Source organism: Coleofasciculus chthonoplastes PCC 7420 (assembly GCF_000155555.1).
GTDB classification, from domain to species: domain Bacteria; phylum Cyanobacteriota; class Cyanobacteriia; order Cyanobacteriales; family Coleofasciculaceae; genus Coleofasciculus; species Coleofasciculus chthonoplastes_A.
This window is the reverse complement of record NZ_DS989855.1, coordinates 1-23,000: the sequence shown is the minus strand read 5'-3', so window position 1 is coordinate 23,000 and position 23,000 is coordinate 1. Positions and strand designations below refer to the sequence as shown.

22 protein-coding genes and 1 pseudogene are annotated in these 23,000 nt (G+C 45.4%); 18 read left to right on the top strand and 5 right to left on the bottom strand.

Annotation, left to right across the window (positions count from 1 at the left end; genetic code table 11):
* Positions 1-250 precede the first annotated feature (250 nt).
* From MC7420_RS20250 to MC7420_RS20215, 8 genes and pseudogenes are all read left to right on the top strand, one after another.
* Complete coding sequence (locus MC7420_RS20250; RefSeq protein WP_006102818.1) at positions 251-1,066, top strand: hypothetical protein; 816 nt, start codon at positions 251-253, stop codon at positions 1,064-1,066.
* Positions 1,067-1,204: 138 nt separating this feature from the next.
* Positions 1,205-1,702 (top strand): transcriptional repressor, encoded by a 498-nt coding sequence (locus tag MC7420_RS20245; protein ID WP_006102699.1) that lies wholly within the window; start codon positions 1,205-1,207, stop codon positions 1,700-1,702.
* 90 nt (positions 1,703-1,792) lie between these two features.
* Positions 1,793-3,517 (top strand): iron uptake porin, encoded by a 1,725-nt coding sequence (locus tag MC7420_RS20240; RefSeq protein WP_044208555.1) that lies wholly within the window; start codon positions 1,793-1,795, stop codon positions 3,515-3,517.
* 549 nt (positions 3,518-4,066) lie between these two features.
* Positions 4,067-5,953 carry a S8 family peptidase gene (locus tag MC7420_RS20235; protein WP_006102646.1) on the top strand — a complete coding sequence of 629 codons (1,887 nt, stop codon included), beginning with the start codon at positions 4,067-4,069 and terminating at the stop codon, positions 5,951-5,953.
* Positions 5,950-6,858, top strand: coding sequence for a hypothetical protein (locus MC7420_RS42745; RefSeq protein WP_006102605.1), 909 nt, complete (start codon positions 5,950-5,952; stop codon positions 6,856-6,858). Before MC7420_RS20235 ends, MC7420_RS42745 begins: the two co-directional genes overlap by 4 nt.
* A gap of 437 nt (positions 6,859-7,295) precedes the next feature.
* A pseudogene (locus MC7420_RS44120) lies at positions 7,296-7,517 on the top strand (IS607 family transposase); the annotation flags it as partial.
* A gap of 17 nt (positions 7,518-7,534) precedes the next feature.
* Positions 7,535-7,945, top strand: coding sequence for a hypothetical protein (locus tag MC7420_RS20220; protein WP_006102784.1), 411 nt, complete (start codon positions 7,535-7,537; stop codon positions 7,943-7,945).
* A gap of 140 nt (positions 7,946-8,085) precedes the next feature.
* Positions 8,086-8,670 carry an IS200/IS605 family accessory protein TnpB-related protein gene (locus tag MC7420_RS20215; RefSeq protein ID WP_006102740.1) on the top strand — a complete coding sequence of 195 codons (585 nt, stop codon included), beginning with the start codon at positions 8,086-8,088 and terminating at the stop codon, positions 8,668-8,670.
* Between the two features lie 128 nt (positions 8,671-8,798).
* Here the strand turns inward: MC7420_RS20215 and MC7420_RS20210 are convergent, their stop codons facing one another.
* Positions 8,799-10,217 (bottom strand): glycosyltransferase, encoded by a 1,419-nt coding sequence (locus MC7420_RS20210; RefSeq protein ID WP_006102601.1) that lies wholly within the window; start codon positions 10,215-10,217, stop codon positions 8,799-8,801.
* Positions 10,218-10,352: 135 nt separating this feature from the next.
* Here MC7420_RS20210 and MC7420_RS20205 point away from each other — a divergent pair, with 135 nt between their 5' ends.
* Entirely contained in the window at positions 10,353-11,579 is a 1,227-nt protein-coding gene (locus MC7420_RS20205) for a bifunctional sterol desaturase/short chain dehydrogenase (protein WP_006102704.1), read from the top strand.
* A 564-nt stretch (positions 11,580-12,143) separates the two neighbouring features.
* Positions 12,144-14,582 (top strand): AAA-like domain-containing protein, encoded by a 2,439-nt coding sequence (locus MC7420_RS36245; protein WP_044208649.1) that lies wholly within the window; start codon positions 12,144-12,146, stop codon positions 14,580-14,582.
* A gap of 136 nt (positions 14,583-14,718) precedes the next feature.
* Here MC7420_RS36245 and MC7420_RS35495 read toward each other — a convergent pair whose 3' ends face one another.
* The 3 genes from MC7420_RS35495 to MC7420_RS20185 all read right to left on the bottom strand — a co-directional run bounded on the left by MC7420_RS35495 (position 14,719) and on the right by MC7420_RS20185 (position 17,153).
* A complete protein-coding gene (locus MC7420_RS35495) occupies positions 14,719-14,904 on the bottom strand; it encodes a hypothetical protein (protein ID WP_006102685.1) in 186 nt (61 codons plus the stop codon).
* A 163-nt stretch (positions 14,905-15,067) separates the two neighbouring features.
* Positions 15,068-15,964: an alpha/beta fold hydrolase gene (locus MC7420_RS20190; RefSeq protein WP_006102695.1), complete on the bottom strand. Its 897-nt coding sequence runs from the start codon at positions 15,962-15,964 to the stop codon at positions 15,068-15,070.
* A gap of 208 nt (positions 15,965-16,172) precedes the next feature.
* On the bottom strand, positions 16,173-17,153 hold the full coding sequence (locus MC7420_RS20185; protein WP_006102653.1) for a DNA-methyltransferase: 981 nt from the start codon (positions 17,151-17,153) through the stop codon (positions 16,173-16,175).
* Between the two features lie 221 nt (positions 17,154-17,374).
* On the opposite strand from MC7420_RS20185, the gene MC7420_RS20180 reads away from it, so the two are divergent.
* The 4 genes from MC7420_RS20180 to MC7420_RS20165 all read left to right on the top strand — a co-directional run bounded on the left by MC7420_RS20180 (position 17,375) and on the right by MC7420_RS20165 (position 19,509).
* On the top strand, positions 17,375-17,644 hold the full coding sequence (locus MC7420_RS20180) for a UPF0175 family protein (protein WP_044208553.1): 270 nt from the start codon (positions 17,375-17,377) through the stop codon (positions 17,642-17,644).
* Entirely contained in the window at positions 17,641-18,120 is a 480-nt protein-coding gene (locus MC7420_RS20175; RefSeq protein WP_006102595.1) for a DUF3368 domain-containing protein, read from the top strand. Before MC7420_RS20180 ends, MC7420_RS20175 begins: the two co-directional genes overlap by 4 nt.
* Positions 18,121-18,380: 260 nt before the next feature.
* Positions 18,381-18,668, top strand: a complete 288-nt coding sequence (clpS, locus tag MC7420_RS20170) for an ATP-dependent Clp protease adapter ClpS (protein WP_044208648.1) — start codon at positions 18,381-18,383, stop codon at positions 18,666-18,668.
* Positions 18,669-18,732: 64 nt separating this feature from the next.
* A complete protein-coding gene (locus MC7420_RS20165; protein ID WP_006102636.1) occupies positions 18,733-19,509 on the top strand; it encodes a CPBP family intramembrane glutamic endopeptidase in 777 nt (258 codons plus the stop codon).
* Between the two features lie 47 nt (positions 19,510-19,556).
* Here MC7420_RS20165 and MC7420_RS20160 read toward each other — a convergent pair whose 3' ends face one another.
* Complete coding sequence (locus tag MC7420_RS20160; RefSeq protein WP_044208548.1) at positions 19,557-19,784, bottom strand: DUF3134 domain-containing protein; 228 nt, start codon at positions 19,782-19,784, stop codon at positions 19,557-19,559.
* A 63-nt stretch (positions 19,785-19,847) separates the two neighbouring features.
* Here MC7420_RS20160 and MC7420_RS20155 point away from each other — a divergent pair, with 63 nt between their 5' ends.
* The 4 genes from MC7420_RS20155 (at position 19,848) to MC7420_RS20140 (ending at position 22,891) form a co-directional block, all read left to right on the top strand.
* A complete protein-coding gene (locus MC7420_RS20155; protein ID WP_006102803.1) occupies positions 19,848-20,432 on the top strand; it encodes a PAP/fibrillin family protein in 585 nt (194 codons plus the stop codon).
* The gene (locus MC7420_RS20150) at positions 20,429-21,232 is read left to right on the top strand and encodes a PD-(D/E)XK nuclease family protein (protein WP_006102593.1); all 804 of its coding nucleotides are present in this window, start codon (positions 20,429-20,431) and stop codon (positions 21,230-21,232) included. Before MC7420_RS20155 ends, MC7420_RS20150 begins: the two co-directional genes overlap by 4 nt.
* Positions 21,233-21,710: 478 nt before the next feature.
* Positions 21,711-22,136, top strand: a complete 426-nt coding sequence (locus MC7420_RS20145; RefSeq protein ID WP_006102682.1) for a hypothetical protein — start codon at positions 21,711-21,713, stop codon at positions 22,134-22,136.
* Positions 22,137-22,207: 71 nt separating this feature from the next.
* On the top strand, positions 22,208-22,891 hold the full coding sequence (locus MC7420_RS20140) for a ComF family protein (protein WP_006102736.1): 684 nt from the start codon (positions 22,208-22,210) through the stop codon (positions 22,889-22,891).
* Positions 22,892-23,000: the final 109 nt, after the last annotated feature.

Genomic DNA, 23,000 nt, shown 5'->3' with positions numbered 1-23,000 from the left:
GCTTTAACTGATGAGGTACAGTCTCTCCGCAAGATCCCCGACTTCTTGGAGAAGTCGGGGATCTGTCCCCTATCCTGGTAAGTATACGTTTCATTCCCACCGAGATGCGATCGCGGAAAATGGCTGTACGGGTATGTTTAAGGTGATCCCCTCCTGATCGAACATTATTTTTTTCTTGTTTATTGCAAAAGACTATCAATAGCTGTAGACTAAGAACCGTCCACCCAGTTATTGCAAAAAATTATTAACAATGTCATCAGTTCGTTTTCTATCCCTCACGGGTGCAGCCGCGACTCTAATTGCCCTGACAAGCTGTGGCAACCCACAAACCTCTACTCCGACAACGCCAGAGGCTAACGGTTCACCCGCAACGACTAGCCAAACTACGGCGTCACCCTCCACCGCCACGGATCAGCCGCAGGATATTGACTATATGACCACGTTAGGCTTAATGAAAGGGCATCTCTTGATAGCAAAGGAACTCCTAGATCAAGGAAAACCTGACCAAGCCGAACCCCATATTGGTCACCCGATTGAAGAACTCTATGCTGATGTAGAAACTCAGTTATCCGAACGCAATGTCAAAGACTTTAAACCCACACTAAACACATTGCATGATTTCGTTAAATCCAAACCCAATGCGCCGGAGATAAACACAGAATATAAAGCGGCGATGCAAGAGATTGATCAAGCAATTGAGGTATTACCCGCTTCTGAGCGTCAGTCTCCTGATTTTATCCTCCGTGTCATTAACCGAATGCTCAGTACCGTCGAGGAAGAATACAACGCCGCGATCGCCAATGACAAAATCGTGGAGACGATTGAATACCAAGACTCACGGGGATTTATCCTCTATGCCAACACCCTTTATCAAGACATTGCCGAGCAAGTGAGTCAGGAACATCCCGATGCGGCTCAAACCCTAGAATCAAGCCTGAACGAACTCCAGAACGCCGTACCCAGTGCAACTCCTCCAGCAACGCCAGTTATGACACCAGAGGAGGTATCCACCCTCATTCAAACTATTCAAAAAACCAGTCAAACCATCTCCTCGTCCCCATCTTAAGTAGAATGTCACAGACTTAAGGCTGGTAGTCTATCAAGGGTTTGGATATAAACTTAACGATATTAAGTTAGGGAAATAGCTCTCCAGCCCTGACAAATGACGAATGACAAATAACGAATGACGAATGACGAATGACGAATGCGTGAAGTCTTAACCGCAAACTCACTCAAATTAGCCCTCAACCGCAGAAATTTGCGGATGACTCCTCAAAGAGAGACGATTCTGCAAGTGTTTCAGGAACTACCCCCAGGTGAGCATCTTAGTGTCGAAGAATTGCATGATTGGTTAGAGGAGCAAGGAAAAAACATCAGCTTGTCCACCGTCTACAGAACCGTTAAGTTAATGGTTCGCATTGGTGTGCTGCGAGAACTGGAACTAGCAGAAGGACATAAGCATTATGAGTTAAATTATTCGGGTTTAAAACACCATCATCATCTTGTCTGTCTCCAGTGTCACCAAACGATTGAGTTCAAAGATTCGTCAATTTTAAAGATTAGTCAACAACAAGCCAGGGATGAAAACGTTGAACTGCTTGACTGCCAGCTTACCCTTCATGCGGTCTGCTTGGAGGCGGTACGGCAAGGGTGGCCCCTTTTGTTGCCAAGAAACTGGTCATGTCCCCGGTACGGGGATTGACAGCATATCAATCCTGAGCGTAAAAATCATGATAGTAATTTAAGTCAAGGGAACTTCAATTCCCGACGATTAAAGAATAGGTGTGAGGACATGAAACAATCCAGTCTACTGTGGAACTATGGAGTAGTGAGTCCGACAATATTGGCGGCAATACTTAGCGTGGGAGTTAGTGCGATCGCAACAGAAGTGGATTCGCCTCAAACACAAGCATCCATAGCCGTTCCAGCCAATCCAGACAACGAAACCTTTGCTCCACTAACACCGATCGCCCAAATTCCTGATAATAGCGGCGATTCCAGCGATAAGATTTTGGAACAAATTAACCACTACAGCAACGAGCCGAACGCTTTAGATCAAGTGACCAATGTCTCTCAGTTACGGGATGTATCGCCTGGAGACTGGGCGTATGAAGCCTTGCGATCGCTGGTTGAACGCTATGGTTGTATTGCTGGATATCCCGATGGCACCTACCGGGGGAACCGTGCGATGACTCGTTATGAATTTGCCGCCGGGTTAAATGCCTGTTTGCAGCAAATCGAACGGTTGATTGCGGGGACTAACGGTGTTGACGGGGGTGACTTGGAAACCTTGCAACGGTTGATTCAGGAATTTGAAGCCGAACTCGCCACCTTAGGAGCGCGGGTAGATAATTTAGAGGGACGAGTCGCCTTCTTAGAGGATAATCAGTTTTCCACAACGACCAAACTATCCGGTGAAGTCATCTTTGGTTTGGCGGGTGTAGCTGCGGGAGAGGATGTCAATGGAGATGATATCGATAATGTAACCATTTTTGGTCATCGCACCCGCCTGGAATTAAATACCAGTTTCACCGGAGAAGATGTACTCAGAACCCGACTACAAGCTGAAGGTTTAGGTTCTCTAACCGAACAGACAATTACACCTGAAGGCGATCTTTTCTTTGCTGGTGCAACGGATAGTGATGTTGTCGTTGATGCGTTACTCTATGATTTTCCCCTAGGTGAAAACACCCGTGTTGTCCTTGACGCCAATGCGGGTGCATCCGATGACTTTGCCAGCACGGTTAATCCTTTCCTGGATGGTGATGGGGGTAGTGGGGCGTTGTCTCGCTTTGGGACAAGGCATTCTATCTATTATTATCTGGATGGTGCAGGTATCGGGATTAATCACGCATTCGGTGACAAGCTAGAACTCAGTGCAGGCTATTTAGCGAGTGAGGCGGCTGATCCTGGAGACGATACTGGCATATTCAATGGTCCTTATGGGGCGCTTGCCCAGATCCTGTTTAAGCCCAGCGATAGACTGAATATTGGGTTAACCTATATTCACGCCTACAATCGAGACACCGATACTGGAAGTCAGCTAAGCAATTTTCGCAGCTTTACCGAAGACGCGATCGGTAATGCTGTCCCCACGTCTAGCAATTCTTATGGTGTAGAACTATCATGGCAGTTAAGCGATCGCTTTGCCCTTGGCGGTTGGGTAGGCTACACCCAAACCACAACCCTTTCGACACTGGGGGGACAAATTGATCGCGGTGACTTGGATATTTGGAATTGGGCAGTTAGTTTAGCTTTCCCCGATTTAGGCAAAGAAGGAAATGTTGCCGGGATTTTGGTGGGGATGGAACCGAAAGTTACTGATTCTAGCGTTAATATTCCAGGAATCGATACCGAGGATGAGGATACCTCGCTGCACATTGAGGCATTTTATCAGTATCAGCTAACTGATAACATTGCCATTACACCGGGAATCATCTGGCTCACGGCGCCTGATCACGATAATGATAATGAAGACATTGTAATCGGGGCTATCCGCACCACCTTTAGCTTTTAACTCACATCTTGCCCCATTCAAGGTTAAGCCAAATTGTATTGGCGTTACCCTAATACCAAATCCGGGTTAGCTACCCCCGTTATAACCTAGTCCGCGCAGGCGGACTTTGTTTGTGTAGCCGCGATTTCAATCGCCTCCTCTTGCTCCTCAGACGCGCCATGGCACGTCTCTACATCCTTCCCACGCCTTTATAAAGCGTATGTAAAAATAACCCCTGGACTCAATCGAGCCAAATTCATAACTTTATCTTATAGAAAATGGCTGAAGCAGGAATCAATATTAAAATGCTTGCCTATTACTGAGAGGCATAGTAACAACCAGTAACGTTTTCTCTGGAATTTTTAAATAACTAACACATTATAACACTTGAATGAGAAATCTGCCATCATGCACCTCCTTTTTCTTTACAAAATCTTCATGTAAATAAGGATTTATATTGATGTAAAAAAATAAATTTTTGATGAAGTAAAAGAGATGTATAACATATTGACTTTAAAACGATTTATTCTAGAAATAGATAAATAATAATTTCATTGGCAGGACGAAAAAATGAAACGTCTCGCTCAAACCGCTGCATCAGTTACAATCATTGCCACGGCAACGATTAGCTATTTACCCAATAGAGCCGAGGCAATCACATTCAATAGTGGAGGAAACGCTATTGAAACAAGCGCCATTAAACAAGGCTCCCTGAGTAAGCTAATGTTTGATTTAGCGCCAATGGCTGTTAATGGAGGCAAGTATTCTGGGCAGAATGCCTCATTTTCATTGCAGACCTACAATAATAACGTAGTCATTGATGCTGTTGCCGCGAGTGACGTCAATTCTCTCTTGTCTGATTTACAAGGATTAGGATTGCAAAATGCTTCGATATTTGGCTCCTTTGTGTCAGGGATGCTGCCGATTGATGCTCTCGCGTCTGTGGCGCAGTTAGAAAGCTTAAAATTTGCTAAACCAACCTATAAACCTATAACCAATGTCGGCAAAACAACCAGTCAGGCTAATGTCGCCTTACGTGCAGATATAGCGCGTGAGCAGTTTGGTGTAGATGGAACCGGGGTGACGATTGGAGTTTTATCGGATAGCTTTAATTTTTCTGGTACAGCCGCCGAGGATGTGGCGAATGGAGATTTGCCATCGGGTATTCAGGTGCTCAAAGATTTACCCAATGATGGGAGTTTAGGTGATATCTTTGGTATCGATGAAGGTCGTGCCATGATGCAACTGATTCATGATGTGGCTCCGGGTGCGGATTTGGCATTTCACACGGCGGCGTTTAATGAAACCGATTTTGCCCAAGGGATTCTGGCACTCGCCGATGCGGGTGCGGATATTATTGTCGATGACATCTTTTACCCCACTGAGCCAATGTTCCAAGATGGAGTCATTGCTCAAGCGATTGATACTGTCGTTGCTCAGGGTGTTTCCTATTTCTCGGCGGCGGGTAATGATGCTCGACAGTCTTATGAAAGTGCGTTTAATGGCAGTAATCTGTTTGAGGAGTTAGTCGGCGGTGAATTTCATGATTTTGATTCAGGTGCAGGCGTTGATATTTTCCAAAGTTTGACGATTCCTGAGAATAGCGGATTTGGCATCTCGTTCCAGTGGGATTCCCCGTTCTTTTCGGTGAGCGGTGGTGCAGGTTCTCTTAACGATCTGGATATTTTCCTGTTTGATCAGTCAGGAACGAATATATTGGCAAGCAGTGTTAATCAAAATGTGGGGAATGATGCGGTTGAATTTTTCTCGTTCTTCAATGATGGCTCATTAGGAACCGATACGTTTAACTTAGCGATATCAAAGGTAGAGGGTTTAGATCCTGGATTGATGAAGTATATCTTGTTTGGCGAGGGTACGCTGAACGAGTACGATACTGCCAGTGGAACGGTATTTGGACATCCTAATGCTAGGGGAGCAGAAGCTGTTGGCGCGGCGTTTTATCAGGATACACCCGAATTTGGTGTTGATCCAGCTTTATTGGAGCCATTTTCCTCAGCAGGACCCACGCCGATTCTGTTTGATAGGGCGGGTAATCGCTTGGCAAATCCGGAGATTCGCTTGAAGCCAGAGATTATTGCGGCTGATGGAACGAATACAACTTTTTTCCCACCTGCTTTCTTAGATCCTAGAGATCCCGAAGGTGATGGGTTTCCCAACTTCTTTGGTACGTCGGCGGCGGCTCCCCATGCGGCGGCTGTGGCGGCTTTAATGTTGGACGCTGCGCCGGATATGAGTCCAAGTGAAATTTATCGTATATTGGAAACAACTGCTCTGGATATGGAGAGTCCTGGTTTTGACTTTGACAGTGGTTTCGGGTTAATTCAAGCCGATCGCGCTGTAGCCGCTACTGTTCCGGAACCGGGTTCGGTGTTAGGTTTGCTGGTATTCGGTACTGTGGGGATAGGTGTTCGATTATTAGGGAAGAAGCCTGATTGATACTCCCATCGCTGAAAGCGAGGTTTTCTCAGGATGGTGCAAGATTTAAAACGAATGGCATTGGCTTAAAGCTGGTGGGCAATGCCCACCCTACGGTATATCAAGGGTTACGGCGATTTCACAATGCTGACTGGAGCGTGCCATTGGAGTTAAAACGGGTTGAATTAATCATGCGCCAACTGAAAATCCCTCTGATCATGTTTGTTTGTTGTCTACTCGTCAGTTGCGAGAACAACCCTCCAAACCCGACAGATACATCACCTGTGTCTTCTCCAGATGCACCATCGGCGCAGCCATCATCCCCTGACACCTCACCCAGCGAAAGTCCTACGATTGATCCGTCTAAATCAACTCAATCGGCTCAAACCCAACGGATATCTGCAAAGGGGATTGGAGTGGCGCAAGTGGGGATGACGCTGGGTGAACTGAAAGAATTGCTGGGAAATCAAGCTGAGTTTCAGGTGATGTCACCCTTTATGGTCGATTTTGATGCGATCGCGATCGTTCAAGAAGGTAAACCGCAATACTACATCTTGTATCCGGCGGGAATACCGATGAGTGACGACGATATCATTGAGGCGCTAGTTACAGACAATCCCAATTATCAAACGGCTGAGGGTGTTGGACCCGGAACCCCCCTCAAGCAAGCAGAAGAGGTTTACGGAGAAGCGACTCTTACCTATAGCACCGTTAACGAGTCGCGGGAATACGTCAAATTTGCTCAACACCCGTCTCCTGACATGACGTTTCGGCTTGGTGCAGCGAATAATGATAGCTTGGCTGGGGTCTATCCCTCACCCCAAAAGGAATTTAACCAGACGAAGGAGTATAAGGATACGGCAACGATTCGTTTTGTCGAAGTGTATTGCTCAAAGGATTGTCCCGTACAACCTCTGCCCAATTGACAGATACAGCAGTTTGCTCTGCTATGCGGTACATTGTCGATCCCCCTCGCATCCCCGTGCAATAAAAGCGAAGCATCCTCTGGTTCCCCCCTACAAGAGCTATGCATTACTCACATCTTTCTTAACATGAATTCCCTTGACAAAAGCAGTAGTTTTGGGGGAGAGTAAAAGCCTCTTTCTGGGCAATGTCATGGAGTCGTCGCAGACCTTGCCAAATAGTTTTAACCCCCGGTTCGCCATCATGAGAACGGGCTAAGAACCCGCCGAGTTAGTCCATCGGTTATTTTTCTCTGACTTATTCAGCAAGCCCTACATTAGCTGATCCAATTATTTTGACCCTAAGCGAAGCCGAAGGGTTTGCAGCAGTAGCCCAAATACCTAGATTTACCTATAATCGACAAGCGAGGTTTTCACTTAAAAATCTCGCTTGTCGATTATTGTCTATAGGGGAAGCCGCCGCCGTCAAGGGAGTGTCGATAGACACCTTGAGGCGATGGGAAAAAGAAGGAAAGATTCAGTCGGTGCGAACACAAGGAGGGCATCGGCGTTACGATATCGATACACTTATTGATTTCAAGGAAAACCGCAAAACGATTGCCTACGCTCGTGTTTCAAGCCATGACCAGAAAAATGACTTAGAGCGACAAGCCTTGCTACTATAGATTTTTAGGCGGTCATGACTCAAGCCCAATCCCGCACTTATGTCACGACAACAACCAACCGTGGGGCGGTTGCGTTTTTGAATGACGCGGCGACTGTCGGCTATGATGCCAAGATTGATTCCTTGAAGTTGCTCTTGGAGCAAACCCCTCCGAGTAAGTCAAAGCTGAATACTAAGCTACAGCAAAACCACGACATTAATAAGCGACAAGCGAACAGCATCATCGCTTACGTTGAAGGTGCAGTTAAGTCGGCTAAAGTTTGTCGTCGCAATCACTTAGAACAACTTCAGGGTAAACTCAAACACACAACCGAAGTCCAGCCAGAATTTAGAAAAGAAAATCAAAGCACACTCCGATTACCTACAAGCCGTAGAACAGGTGAACCGAGGGGAAAAGAAGAAAGTTCCCAAGTCCCTCAAGCTTAACCTATCGATTCATTCAAAAAAGTCTAACGGAGTGGGAAATCCATATCACCTTTGATGTCGAACCGGCACCCAGGATAACTGCCCCCGTTTCTTGGGGAGCTATTGGTGTAGATCTCAATCCCAACTGTATCGGCTGGGCGATGACTGACTTTGACGGAAATCTGGATGGCTTTGGTCAATTCAAGGTTAATATCCAGTCTCAACCTAAAGGACGTACTGAGGCTCTCTTGGTTGATGTCGTAACCCAACTGACAAACCTCGCCCTAGAACATAAGCGCCCCATCGTTGTCGAAAAGCTCGACTTTAGCGATAAGAAAAAACGGTTGCGCGAACTAAATGCAAGGGCTCGCCGTATGCTGAGTAACTTGGCTTACTCAAAATTTCTTAAACTTCTATTAGCTAGATGCTTCAAACTGGGCATCCAAGTGATTGAGGTCAATCCGGCTTACAGTAGCTGGATTGGATTGATTAAGTTCATGTCTACTTATGGAATGAACTCTGCCACAGCTGCTGCCTTTGTGCTAGCGCGACGTGGGATGTTTTTATCGGAAAGACTGCCAGCCAGAACCGCCTACCAAGGAAGGGAACCACGGAAGCACGTCTGGTCACACTGGCGGTTGGTGGCGAAACTCCTCAAAGGTTCGTCTCGCCACTCCTTTTACCAGCCTAGACTAACAGTCTACTCGCTTGTTACGCTCTGCTGCGGATGGGGAATCACCGGATGAACCGTCATCGGCTACTGTCAATCCCTTCGGGGAGCTTAGAGAGGTCGGTGAGAATCCGACGGGAAGTCGTTAGTACCGCATGACGGCGTATCTTGCATAGGTTTGCACAGATATTTTTGAGCGGTTAATCAAAACTCAAAACTTTCCTTCCCTGTCCCCTGATGCACCGTTTTCACCCATTTCAATCGCTTGGGACGCACGGACATGCGAGCGGTTGTAGCTGACATTACCACCATCCAATGCATCATATAAAGAACACCGCGCACTGTTTGCAAAACATTGAGAAATAAACTGCCGATTGTCAAGGGTTGATCCCGTTGAATCCGACGCAATCCCGTAAACATGGCAATAAACGACAGCGTAAGCGCTAATCCAGTAATCGGACTATACAGAGGTAAACGACTACGAAGCAGCGCCATTAAACAATCCGGTATAGCCGCCGTTGGCAATAGGTACTGAATAATTAAAAATGAGAATAAATCGATGGTTTTGCTCAAACCCAGACGATTACTAGCAATCAAACGCCAGTAGTCTAAATAACGCTGATATCCCCCCTCTGCCCAACGACTCCGCTGATGCCAGAGGGAGAGGGTGCTAATCACACCTTCTTCATCCACCGCCGGGAATTCTAGGAAACGAATATCCCATCGATCCAGGTGCAGACGTATGGTTAAATCCAGGTCATCGGTAATTGTTTGCTCATTCCAGCCGCCACAGCGTTCTAATGCCGCACGACGCACAAACTGACCATTTCCCCGGAGTTCACCAATCCCACCAATGGCAGTTCGTTGGTTTTGGAAATAGCTATCTAGTGCCATTTCTGCCATCTGTCCTTTTGTCCAGAAATTCAGACGCCCATTCGCGATCGCTTTTCGCACTTGTACCGCCCCAACTCTCGACTGGTTAAAGATGGGCAACACTCGCCGCAGTAGATCTTGAGTGACATGAGCATCGGCATCAAATACACCAATAACGTCTCCTTTGATCAAGGGTAATACTTGATTTAATGCCCCCGATTTACCGCCTGTGGCGTTAGCATCGCGATGAAATACATTTAACTGATCGTATTCTGCCGCCAGTTGATCTAAAAGGATGGGGGTTTTATCCGTACTGTGATCATTAATTACCCAGAGTTCGCAGCGTTCCTGGGGATAATCTAAGTTACACAGCATCCTCACCAAGTTCTGAATTACCGCCTCTTCATTTTTGGCAGCCACCAGTAAAGACACAAACGGAAAATCAGCCGGATTCTCCCCCTGTAGCAGTTTCGGCACTCGTATGGGTCGCGCCACTAATACCCGGATCGCCTGAATCCCTAACAGTGCGGTTAAACCAAAGACTAACCAATACCCCCAGGACAGTAGATGCAGAGTGATCGTCCCACCCCAAATCAGGGTTAGCGCCAACGCCGCTTTGCGTCGTCGCCCTTCGAGTCCCTGAAAGAAAAAGTCGCTCTCAAAATCATCTTCAGACCACTCAGACAGCAGAGAGCTAAGGGGATCAAGCTCACTGCTATGATTATTCTCTGTCCAGGAGTTCTCTGGCATACGCTCCTTGATTTCTCCACCCACGCAAATTGTATCTAATTGTATCGTATTTCGTTAATTTTTTTATACTTTGAGGAGTATGCTTTAGTATTTTAGCGTTTGCTGGTTCTGCATGGGTGAGGATATAGGGTTTGTATGGTGATATCGTTTCTGAGTACAGCAGCATGGGGACTGGGTTCTGTTCTCTGGGTGGAACTAATCCGCGACTTCTATCACGTCTTGTCCCATCATTGGACACCGTTATATCGGTTGCACGTTTGGCACCATCGGGTGTTCAAGCCGGATTTAACCCCGGCTAGTGAGCAAATTTATCGCCAAGCCCATTGGTACAATGATTTACCCGAATCCCTGGTGATGTTGCTGTTTAGCCTAGGGCTGTGGGGAGTCGCCTATATCTGGAGTGAACCCCATTGGGCGGCGTTGGCGGGTGTCCTTTATACGGTAAGCTTTTTAGGAAGTGCGATCGCGCGAGGGAGTGGACTCTCTGGTGCGGATGAACTAACCGACTTAACCCATCGTCCGGGACAATTCTTGACTCCCCCCTCAAACTGGACAGTGAATCGCCCCTATCATTGGCGACATCACTTTGATAACCAAAAGGCGTATTATTGTGGCACATTGACCTTCGTCGATAAACTTATGGGTACTGCGCTATCCCTGAAAGGTAAAACGGTAGCGGTTACTGGGGCGTCTGGCACATTAGGGCGATCGCTATTGTATCAGTTGCACCAGCGCGGGGCTAAAGTGATCGGGTTAACCTCGAAGTCAGACCCAATTATTTTAACCGCAGCGGGTGAACCGCTATCGGTGAAAACGATAACCTGGCAAGTGGGACAGGAATCTGAGATTGCGGCTGAGTTAGAATCCGTTGATATATTGATTCTCAATCATGGAATTAACGTTCATGGAGAAAGAACCGCTGACGCGATCGCCAAATCTTATGAGGTGAATACATTCTCCAGTTGGCGGTTATTAGAATTATTTTTGCAGACGGTTCGCACCAATCAAGATATTGCCCGCAAGGAAGTCTGGGTGAATACCTCAGAAGCCGAAGTCAGTCCCGCTGTCAGTCCTCTGTATGAATTAAGCAAACGGGCATTAGGGGATTTCGTCACATTACGCCGTCTCGATGCGCCTTGTGTAATCCGCAAACTGATTTTAGGACCATTTAAGAGTAATTTGAATCCCATTGGTGTTATGTCGGCGGATTGGGTGGCAAAACAAATTGTTAATTTAGCGGTGCGAGATGTCCGGAATATTATCGTTACGATTAATCCGCTAACGTTTTTGGCATTTCCGATTAAAGAGTTTTTTGTCAGTTTATATTTCCGAGTCTTTAGTCACAAGGCGTCATCATTATAAATAATGACTTCATTGTTTCCTAAGCCATGACTCACATCAGTTCCATATTTCTGTAGGGTGCGTTAGGCGTAATTGTGGGTAATCATGAGTCGGTTAATGTAAATGTCGCCGTAACGCACCATGATGACTACGAGGAGGGGGGAGGACAGCGGATGCTTCGCTTTTGTTGCATGGGAGAAGGGGAATCTGATTCTCTTGCTCCCCTCTCCCCGGCGTGGGAGAGGGGCTGGGGGAGAGGGGTTGAGCTTAAGTTGACACCAATGCATGTCTGTGCGCCCCTACGATTTCTTTTCTGTTGCCAGATAGATCCATCTTCATGCAATCTTCACAATAACGCCAAAATCCTGGTTGTTCGATGAAGATTCGATGAAGCTAATGTATCACGTTGATCATGGATTTACAGCCGAACGATGTTAACTCCGTGAATGACGGGCGATTGAAATAGGCGCTGGCATTTTGTGCATAAGAGTCTCAGTTCTGGGAAATATAACAATCTAGGATACAATCCTGTCAGAGGGAAATCCCGTATTTTTACCTAAACCTCAGGTGCGTCCCATTATTGCCATGGAAAACTCAGCCTACGAGTATCAAGTTGGGGGGTGTCTCCCTATTGATGCTCCTACCTACGTGGTTCGACAAGCTGACAATCAACTCTATGAAGCACTGAAAGCTGGCGAGTTCTGTTATGTCCTCAACTCCCGCCAGATGGGGAAGTCTAGCCTACGGGTTCGCACGATGCAGCGCCTGAAGCAGGTGGGGATTGCCTGCGCTGCCGTTGATCTGACCGCGATCGGATGCCAAAATATTACCCTAGAACAGTGGTATGCGGGTATTGTCTACACCTTGGCTGGCAGCTTTGATCTCATGGATGCCAGTGAACTGGAAGCTTGGTGGTCTACGCGCAAGCATCTCTCGATCGTACAACGGTTTGGCACATTTTTTGATGAGGTATTACTTCAAGCAATCCCGCAAAACTTAGTCATCTTTTTCGATGAAATCGATAACGTTCTCCGCTTAAAATTTCCGGTGGATGACTTTTTCGCCGCGATCAAATCATGCTACAATCAGCGAGCCACTAATCCTAACTATCAACGCCTCACCTTTGCTCTGCTTGGCGTCGCTACACCATCTGATCTCATTCAAGATAAATACTGCACCCCATTTAATATTGGTCAGGCAATTGAACTTTCGGGGTTTCAGCTCAAAGATATTCAACCCTTAGCCGAGGGATTTGCCGGAAACGTTAGTCATCCCGATATAATTCTCCAAGAAATTTTAGCCTGGACAGGGGGTCAACCGTTTCTCACCCAAAAACTGTGTAAATTAGTCAGTCACTCTATTGAGAAACAAAGACATTCTCCTAAAACTAGGGAAACCTGGCAAGCTAATCCATTCAAAAAAATTTTTCTGGGACTAAATGGTAAAGCTAAAGTCTCAGCTTGGATTGAACACCTGATTCAAACCCAAGTCATTGAAAATTGGGAAGCCTTTGATGAACCCGAACATTTAAGAACGATCCGCAATCGCTTGCTCAAATGTGGGCAGCGTCATCCGGAAATTATTTATATCTACCAGCAAATTTTACAAGATGGACAAATTACGGCGAATGACAGTCGTCCCCAAATGGAATTGCGGTTGACTGGATTAGTGGTCAAGCAGAATAGTCAACTACAAGTTTATAACCCGATTTACCAGTCTGTCTTTAGTGAACAGTGGGTGCAGCAGATTCTTCCTAGTCTACCTCAACCTGTTTCCTTCGCGAAACAAAATCACGAGGGAGAGCTTAACTTAGACACCCTAGCCGAACGTCTCTACAAACACTTAATAGACTGCTTAAAACGGGAATCTCCGGAGCAAATGATTGAGCGTTTTCATCAGTTGTTTATCCATGGAATCGACTATTCAGACCAAAAAATTTTAGATATACTCTACAGAATTACCGCCTCTAGACGAGCGGATAAAGAGTTTAAATATATCATTTATCGCTGCTGTCACATTCTGGTGAACCGTTGGCAAATGACGCCTAAAGAACATGTAGCGATCAACAAGTTGCTAGATCTGTTCCAAATTAGCCACCAGCCCACCACTAGCCGTTTGCGACAACTCGTACAAACCTTTATCAATTCAGAAGAATATCGAGCCTTAGAACGTCTCAGGGTAGTGGTGGATGAGCCAACATCTACAGAAAACTCTTCTAAATGGGAACGGAAGAAATTAGCTGAGTTAATTGGGCGATATCCATTCTTATTTTCCTATTGTCTATTGAGTCAAGACTGTTCCGAGGAAGCTCAGCAAACCATCCAAAAACTGCAAGCGGAAAAACAGCAACAGTTGGAAGATGAACTGTGGCAGTATGCAACCTATCTAGTCAAGGGAAGCGTATCTCCTACTAGAATGAGGAAGCCATTGGTAAAAAATCCTACCCTATTGGATGATGAAGAATTGCATCTGGCACTGCGGCAGTTTGGCGGAAAAGCCAAGAATTCCTATGCCTACTGTGAGGCACAAAATTTTCTACACCGCACATTGAAAACACCTTCGTATTCTCTGTTTAAAGACAATTTATATCAGTATATCATTGCATCAATTGATCCGAGCTATGGACAACATTACTTTTATGGATTGTTAAATAAACACCTGGCTAATACGCTAACTGAATATAATCAGAATAAACTGGACAAGTTCCTGATCAAGAAAACATGCAGCCAGTTGTTTAATTTACTCATCGTCGAAAGTCCAGAAAAACCAGAACATTATTGGTTTGATGATTTAGTCGTTAATCTGGGTTCGCTACAAATGACAGTTTTGTTGCTTAAACTGGTTTTGTTGTCTCCATCCGAAATTCGCCCCGACTTGGAAAAACGCATGGCTATTTTATTCAATCACTACGAATCAAAACCGATGGGAGATATCCCCTCTCTGGTTAAGTCGATGGAAAATTTGAATGTTGCTTTTGTGGTCAATTTTGGCTTCAGAGATTTTTCATTGCTTAATAAGTATTGAATGTAAATTTACTGTTTTTTGACGAATAACCAATGACCAATCACTATAACCGTCTACAGAGAATCCAACGCAACTCTAACGGCGGTCTTCCCTGGTTTAAGGGAAACACATTGTACCCCAAACACCAATTAATAAACTAACTGGTGGGGGGCCAAGCTATTTCGGGTAAATGTTCGCGTTCGTACTCTAACACAGATTCATCGGACACTAATTCTATCGGCAAGCGTTCCATCGCTTTGGCTAATTCTTGGCGGGTAAACAGACAAGACCATTTAGCTTGGGAAACTTGTTGAGTGACTGACTTCGCGACTGAAAATATCACCAAGAATTACCCTGACAGGTAAATTAGATCCTTGGACAATGGTTTGTAATTGATTCGCAAAGACTGGCGCTAACTCAACCGCATCAACCGGATAACCAAGTTTCGCTAAAGGGAGAGTATTGCGACCCGCCGCCGCACTTTTGGTACAAAAAAGTCCGAATCGTTAACAATTTTTAATTACCCATGACCGTAGTAGTTCATTCACTTGGTCGGGAACCTCATCATGGGGACAATGACCGGCTTGGAGATAGTATTCTGTAAGTTGGGGATAATACTGACGAAACTTTGCTCCCCGTTCTTTGGCATTCATCCAGGGATCACCTTCTCCCCACAAGAGTAATAGGGGACAGCGTAATTGGGAAAGTAGTACATCGATTTTTTCCCCTTGGGGCGATTTGAAGACAGAGGCGAAGACTTTATGCGCTCCGCGATCGCACGAGGGACGATAGATATCATCTACCAGTTGGTCAGTAATGGCGCTGTGATCTAAATAGACTTGCTTGAGGGTTCTGCGAATGATCGCCCGTCGCCGCAGGTACTGAAACAGAAGGAAACTCGCCCAAGGTTGCAATAAGAGCGATCGCGTCAGGTTCTTAAACCCCTTTTGCCCTGAATTTGCGGACTCTGGAACCTTCGTCTCGGTAAAAGGACCGGCACTATTGAGCAACACCACCCCCGCAGCCGTATCCGGACGTTGCGCCGCAACACACAGCGCACAATAGCCGCCTAAGGAGTTCCCTGCCAATACTACAGGCTGACCAATCACCTGGGTGATAAAATCATGCAACTGATCGCGCCACAACTCCCCACTATATTGCCAGTCTGGTTTAGCGGATCGTCCAAACCCCAATAAGTCAATTGCCCAAACTTCAAAGTCTTGTTGGAGTTCAGCCATATTCTTGCGCCAGTGATCCGTCGATGCACCAAATCCGTGGATCAGTAACAGAGGGGGGTGTTGCGATCGCCTCTCACCCGCTTTGACGTAGTAAATCGACTGTCCTCGCCACTGCCAATAGATGCCAGGAATAGTAGCCGTTGCTGCAACGGGGGTCGCCTGCATGGTTCTCGATAATGTTAAGTAACGTTAACTAATCTTAATATAGCGTAAGCGTTAAGAAATAGGATCACCAAATGAGTGAAGACTTAGAAGCACTGGCGTGCCAACCTTTTCTGGTCGTTCTGCTACCAGTCGCCGTACTATTACGGCTAGTGTTAATCGTACTGGCTACCAGAAAATGATGTCAAACTGGATTTATAAAGACCCCGAGTTACCAGAGCGTTAACTGCTGGTGTTTTTGAGAATCAGTGGATAGTTGCACATCAACGTTCTCCGTCGATTTTTGCAGATGCGGCGACACGTTCAACGCCGCTAACTGAGGAATGGCTATGCGACTCATCTGGTAATACTCTGTATATCGCTCAATTCCGATACAGCAAACGCCTACGGCTTCTGCGGCGGCGACTGTTGAACCTGAACCCATAAAAGGGTCAATTAGAATACCTTCGCCTAAGGGTAAAACAGCATGAACAAGTTGGCGTAAAAACGACTGGGGTTTTAAACTAGGGTGATTCGCAATCTCCCGTTCTTGACGCGGAGTCCGTTCACTAAAAATAACATCATTAAATGGATTTCCGTCCGGTGTTCGTCGTAAGCCTCCTGTTTGAAATTCTCGCAAACAGTCACTCACTTTCATTCCTGATGGGATAGGTTTTCGCAGAATTCCCCACGGTTCATAACATCCTCTGGGCATAGATGATACATGAGGAAACTCCTGTTCAGCATTTTTCGGGCGATCGCCGCCGCGCAGTGTTCTCACTAAACGAATTAATTCACCGCGAAATTCTAACCCACCTTCAACGAGTGCCGAAAAAACTAATTGAGACAGAAAAGCATTACTGGCAACAAAGACATGACCCCCAGGACGTAATACCCGCACGACTAATTTTGACCACTCAATAAAGAAACATTTCAATGTGGTTCGTTCCTTCTGAGTCAGTGCGGTAAATCGTGGCAAAGGTGAACGTTGATGTCCATCATAAGACGGTGGAATTCTCCAAATTCCTCCTTTACCATTGCTTCTTTTCTTAATTTGCTCAATGTCATATTCTTTTACACCATAAGGTGGATCAGTTACGACTCCATGAATGCTATTTTCCGGTATCTGTGCCAACCAGTCGAAGCAGTCTGCATATAAAATGAAGGAGCCACCTATGGTTTCTGAATTGTAGTTGAACGCCAGGGAATGCATTATTTTACGTTCTTTAGTTATACATCAAGACTATGATAATTGTGGGATTGAGTCAACGTTTTGGCATTTCAATAATTACCCCACGCTGTAACTCATAGCGGCATTCATAGATTTCTGGTAGCTGGGATGAATATACCCGCCAAGTTTAATCATCTAGACATTATACCGGATAACCAGCCTATTATAGAAAAGACTCTCTTGTAAGTTAAGGAGAAGCAATCATGCAAATCACGCTCGAACTTCCTGACGACATCGCCAATCAACTACAACTACAACCTGCCAACATTTCCCACCGAATTTTAGAACTTATCGTGGCTGATAACTATCGCCAAGGACACATTGGAGCCGCCCAAGTGCGCCAGATGCTCAACTTCTCATCCCGGTGGGAAACTTATGAATTTCTAAAGCGTGAAAAAGCCTACTTGCCTTACACGGAAGACGACCTAGAGCAGGATTCACAAGCGATTCGCAATGTTTTATCCCAAGAATGATTATTGTCTCCAATACCTCCCCAATCAACTACCTCATCTTGATTGGTTACATCCATCTTTTGCCCGAATTATTTCAACAAATCATTATTCCCAAAACCGTTTACCGCGAATTGTCTGATGCATCTGCGCCCTCACCTGTCCAAAATTGGATTGCCACTCCACCTGATTGGCTCAAAATCCAGCCTGTCAACCAACCTTCGGATACAATTCTTGATCTACTCGATCCCGGAGAACGAGCCGCTATTATTCTAGCCCAAGAAATCAACGCAGATTTACTGTTACTTGATGATATGAAAGCAAGGCGTACCGCGACAGAAAGAGGGTTTGCCATTACGGGTATCTTAGGAATTCTAGATCAAGCAGCAACGATGAAATTGATCGATCTACCTGTTGCTGTTCAAAGCCTTCAGAATACATCTTTTTGGGCTTCCGACAACTTGTTTCAAAAGTTGTTAGATAAGCACTCCTATTTTTGAGAGAAAAAGCTTTATAAAAAGAGCGAGGCATTGGGAGAACTTGAGTTTAAACGATAAACTATACGTCACTTTACGTTATTTAGTCACACATTAAGACTATTAGGATTGTGGGATTGAGTCAAGATTCGGCTATCTCTACTCGCCAAATCGGGTGATGGCGATCATAATTGTTGAGTAATATAAAGAAAAAGCTAAAATGGGGAACCGTACCCCGGCAACTATTTTTTTGTAAACACTTGAACGAGAGGGAGATTCTAGCCTTGTCTGTGGAAACAATTGAAAAGCGTTCAACATCAACTGTTCGGAAACCCGCACCTCGCTATCGTGTTTTGCTCCACAATGATGATTTCAACCCGATGGAATATGTGGTGCAAGCCTTGATACAGACGGTGCCAAGTTTGACTCAGCCGCAAGCGGTCAATATTATGATGGAAGCCCACAACTCAGGAATTGCTCTAGTCATTACCTGCGCTTTGGAACATGCAGAGTTCTACTGTGAAACGTTGAAGAATCACGGCTTAACCAGTACGATTGAACCGGATGAATAGGGAGACGTAAGTCCTGAACATTTTAAGACAAAACCTCCCGAAATTAGCTCAATACCCAGCACCTGTGCGGCTGGGTTTGTTTGTTTTTACCCTAGGACTATTTTGGTTACCCTTAGCTGCGCCAATCTACCTTTTGCTTGATGACTCAAACCTCGTCACTATTCTAACGATGGCGTTATTGTTTGGGGAATTTTTAGGGCTACTACAAGTTTGGGGACGCTTTGTTTATGGAGAACCTCAACTGTTAAAGCAGTATGGGTTATACATCTCTCGGCGCAATGGAATAGACTGGCTCAATGGATTAAGTATTGGTTTATTATTTACCTTAAGTTTGTTTGCGTTAGAGGGGGGATTAGGATGGCTAACGTTTCAACCTCCTCCAGAACAATTGGGGCGGATTATTTTAGAAGGATTGGTTAGCGCTTTGGGTATTGGCTTGGCTGAGGAGTTAGTCTTTCGGGGTTGGTTATTAGATGAGTTGGAGCGAGACTATTCTCATAAACTATCTCTTTGGGCAGATGCGCTAATTTTTGCCACACTGCATTTTCTCAAACCCCTCGGAGAAATTATTCGCACGTTACCAGGATTTCCAGGATTAGTGCTGTTGGGATTAACTTTAGTTTGGGCAAAACGAGGACAAGGGCGTTTGGGTTTACCCATTGGGTTACATGCGGGGTTAGTTTGGGGCTATTACATAATTAATGTGGGACAATTAGTGCAGTATTCGGGTCAAGTGTCTCCTTGGATAACCGGAGTAGATAGTAACCCGATCGCGGGAGTCATGGGGTTAGCCTTCTTGATGGTGCTGGCTTTGTGGATCAGGGCGCGGGCTGTGAATTAAGCGATCGCGCCCTAGCGCCCCAGTTGCTCCTATTCTATGCCCGTCCGTTAATCTTCATCTAGATCATCATCTTCCTCGTCATCATAGTCATTATCATCAGCACCCATCAATTCAGTGATTTCCTCTTCATCATCACCGCTCTCCTTCTCGCTAGGATCACGCGCCAGCAGACGATTCGTTGATTCTAACCACTCTAAAACTGAGGTTTCACGGGGAACGGAAATGACTGGAGCTAGTTGCTCACGAGATTCTTCACGCAAAGAAGGATTATACATAATTAATTTCAGTAAGTTGATAAAAATGATACCATATTTAACGGTGGATTGTCAGGACTACAGATGGTTAACAAAGCCACGTTATTAGAAGCGATCGCGGGAAAAAATCGGGGGTTATTGGCAACGGACACTGAAAAAACAGCGATTTTGGCAGCCGTTGCCCAATTAGAAGACCGCAACCCTACGCCACGTCCACTGGAAGCGCAGGAGTTGCTGGAAGGGAACTGGCGATTACTCTACACAACCAGTAGCGATTTGTTAAATCTGGGTCGGTTTCCCTTGTGGCAATTGGGTCAAATTTACCAATGTGTTCGCACCGCCGACGCTAAAATTTATAACATTGCCGAGGTTTCCAGTTTGCCTTACTTAGAGGGAATTATCAGTGTAGGAGCGCGGTTTGAACCCGTTTCCCAACGCCGCGTTAATGTCAATTTTGATCGGTCGGTTGTCGGATTAAAACGCTTAATTGACTATAAATCTCCGACTAACTTTATCCAGCAAATTGAAACGGGTAAAAAATTTAAGGCGCTTGATTTTAATATTGAAAGTCGAGAGCAACGGGGCTGGTTGGAGATTACCTATCTCGACGAAAATCTGCGGATTGGACGAGGGAATAAAGATAGTGTATTTGTCCTTAGCAAACCATGAATGCTCAAAGTACAGCGGTTTCCCTAACTCGCTTATCCCAAGGACAACTCAATCTGTTAGAAACCTGTCCGCGTAAATTTCAACATATCTATGTAGATCAGTTCGGAAGTCCTGTTTCACCGGATCAACAAGAACGTCTGACATGGGGAAGTTACTTTCACCTGTTGATGCAACAACGAGAACTCGGATTACCGATAGACTCGTTGCTGAAGGATAATCCCCAACTCAATCATTGGGTTACGGCGCTCATGGATGCAGCACCAGAGGTATTTGCCCGTCATGCTCAAACCTTTCGGGATGCTGAACATTGTCGCACGGTAACGATGCAAGGCTACTTACTAACGGTTATTTACGACTTATTTATTGAAGACGAAAAAAGCGCCCAAATTCTCGACTGGAAAACGTATCCTCTACCGACAAATCGTCATCGGTTAGCCAAAGACTGGCAAACTCGTTTATACCGATATGTTTTGCTTCAAACCAGTGATTATTTGCCTGAGCAAATTTCTATGACGTACTGGTTTGTTAAATCTCAACCCCGTCCCCAATGTCTTACGTTTGCCTATGATAGAGTACAACATGAGAAAACGAGAGCGGATTTAACTGAGTTGCTGACTCGGCTATCCGGATGGTTACACCGCTATCAAAATGATCATATCCCGTTTCCCCAAGTTCCCCTATCAACGGGTAAATGCGGTAACTGTAGCTTTGCGGTGCGCTGTCAGCGAACTGGAGAAAGTGCGGTTAGCCAAGATAATTTATTACCCAATTTGACTGATATTGAGGAAGTATCAATTTAAAGAGAACAGGCAATAGGCAATAGGCAATAGGCAATAGGCAATAGGCAACACCTCGACTTACCTCGACTTACTTCGGCTTACCTCGGCTTCGCTCGGTAACACGCTCGGTGTGTCTTATGCAATAGAAATTTTGTCTCCCATCTCCTCTGCTGCACCCGCGCACCTTAGCACCTCCGCCCCCATGCACCCCGACTGGTGATTCCGGATAATCATTCGTTTATGAGTAGGTATAAACATAAAGCCCCCTAACTTGACGAAGTATTGGGAGTGGAAGACTAGCAAACGAACGAGGATCTAATGGTGCAAGATCTAATGAGTTAAACGATTGTAATCACTCTGTTGAAGAAAAAAACAAGTATTTCATCTTGTACAAATAATTATTAAACCAGGCTTCAGCTTCTACCTGTTTGCATCCAGCTCTAATTTTTATAGATGCTGGAATAAACCTGTTTGTAAATCGGTAAGGGTTATAACTTCAATGATTACAACCAATATTTGGCTGGTCTTTAGTGTTTACCTGATTTATGCGTTAATTAGCATCCCCCTCTTTTTTATAACATCGGGCGGATGGATGTCAATTTTCTTCTACATTGCGTTTGCCGGATTGTTTTACACCACAACTACAATCTTTTTGTTTTTTAGTGCGACGGCTAGAACAGCCAAAAGGCGAACCAAGGTAAAAATTAAAGGAAGTTTTTTGCCCAAGATAATTGGATTACAAACGTTTGTAATTCTCTTCAACTATGGAACTTGTGGAGATACGATATGCTATCAAGGTTTTTTGCCTAACCTTTTGGAAGAAGCGAGTTTTCCGGTGATTTTTACACCCCCCTTTATTGTCGTTTTACTTGCTCTTTTGTTGTATTTGGCGTTTTTGTCGATGTTTTTATTAGATGTCGCTTAAGGACTTTGGGAACGCTAGAAGGAAAATTAAAGTATAATTAGACTCTGAAGGTCATCGCCAGACAAGACGCAATGAAACGAGGAATCGGACAGTTAACGAATAGCATACTGTCTTTATTCCTAAAATCAAACTGTCCATTATGCGATCGCGCCACGGATGCTGAATTGTGTCAATACTGTCAGCGTCAGTTACAGCGCTGTCAACTCAAGCATCCGAGTCAATTTTGGCAAGGGGAGTTACCTGTGTTTGTTTGGGGACATTATGGGGGTGTGTTGAAACGGGCGATCGCGGCGCTAAAATATGAAAATCATACCCAGTTAGCCCGTCCCTTGGGATTCTGGTTAGGTGAGGCGTGGCTAAACTCGACGGCGGCGCAGCAGAGGAAAAAGTTAACGGTGATTCCGATTCCGATTCACCCCAGCAAACGCCAACAACGGGGATTTAATCAAGCTGAACTCCTTGCCAAGAGTTTTTGTCAATTTACAGGGTATCAGTATCAGCCCCACGGTTTAGAACGGGTTCGGGAAACTGAAGCCCAGTTTGGCTTATCTGCAAAAGAGCGATCGCAAAATCTCACGGAGGCGTTTGCTGTAGGTAAGCGCTTTGGCAAACGTTCACATCATTCACCCGTACTGATTTTAGACGATATTTACACCACAGGCGCAACCGCCCGTTCTGCCACAGAAGTGTTACGCCAGCAAGGAATCGCCGTGTATGGTATTCTTGCGATCGCCTCGTCTAAACAGGGACGATAGACGAGATGGGGAAGATGGGTTTGTAGTAGGCACTTTAGTGCCAGAAGCGCTAAAGCTCAATTCCTCACGACTCTTCCTATTGTAGGCTCTCGCGCACTGCCGAAGGCAA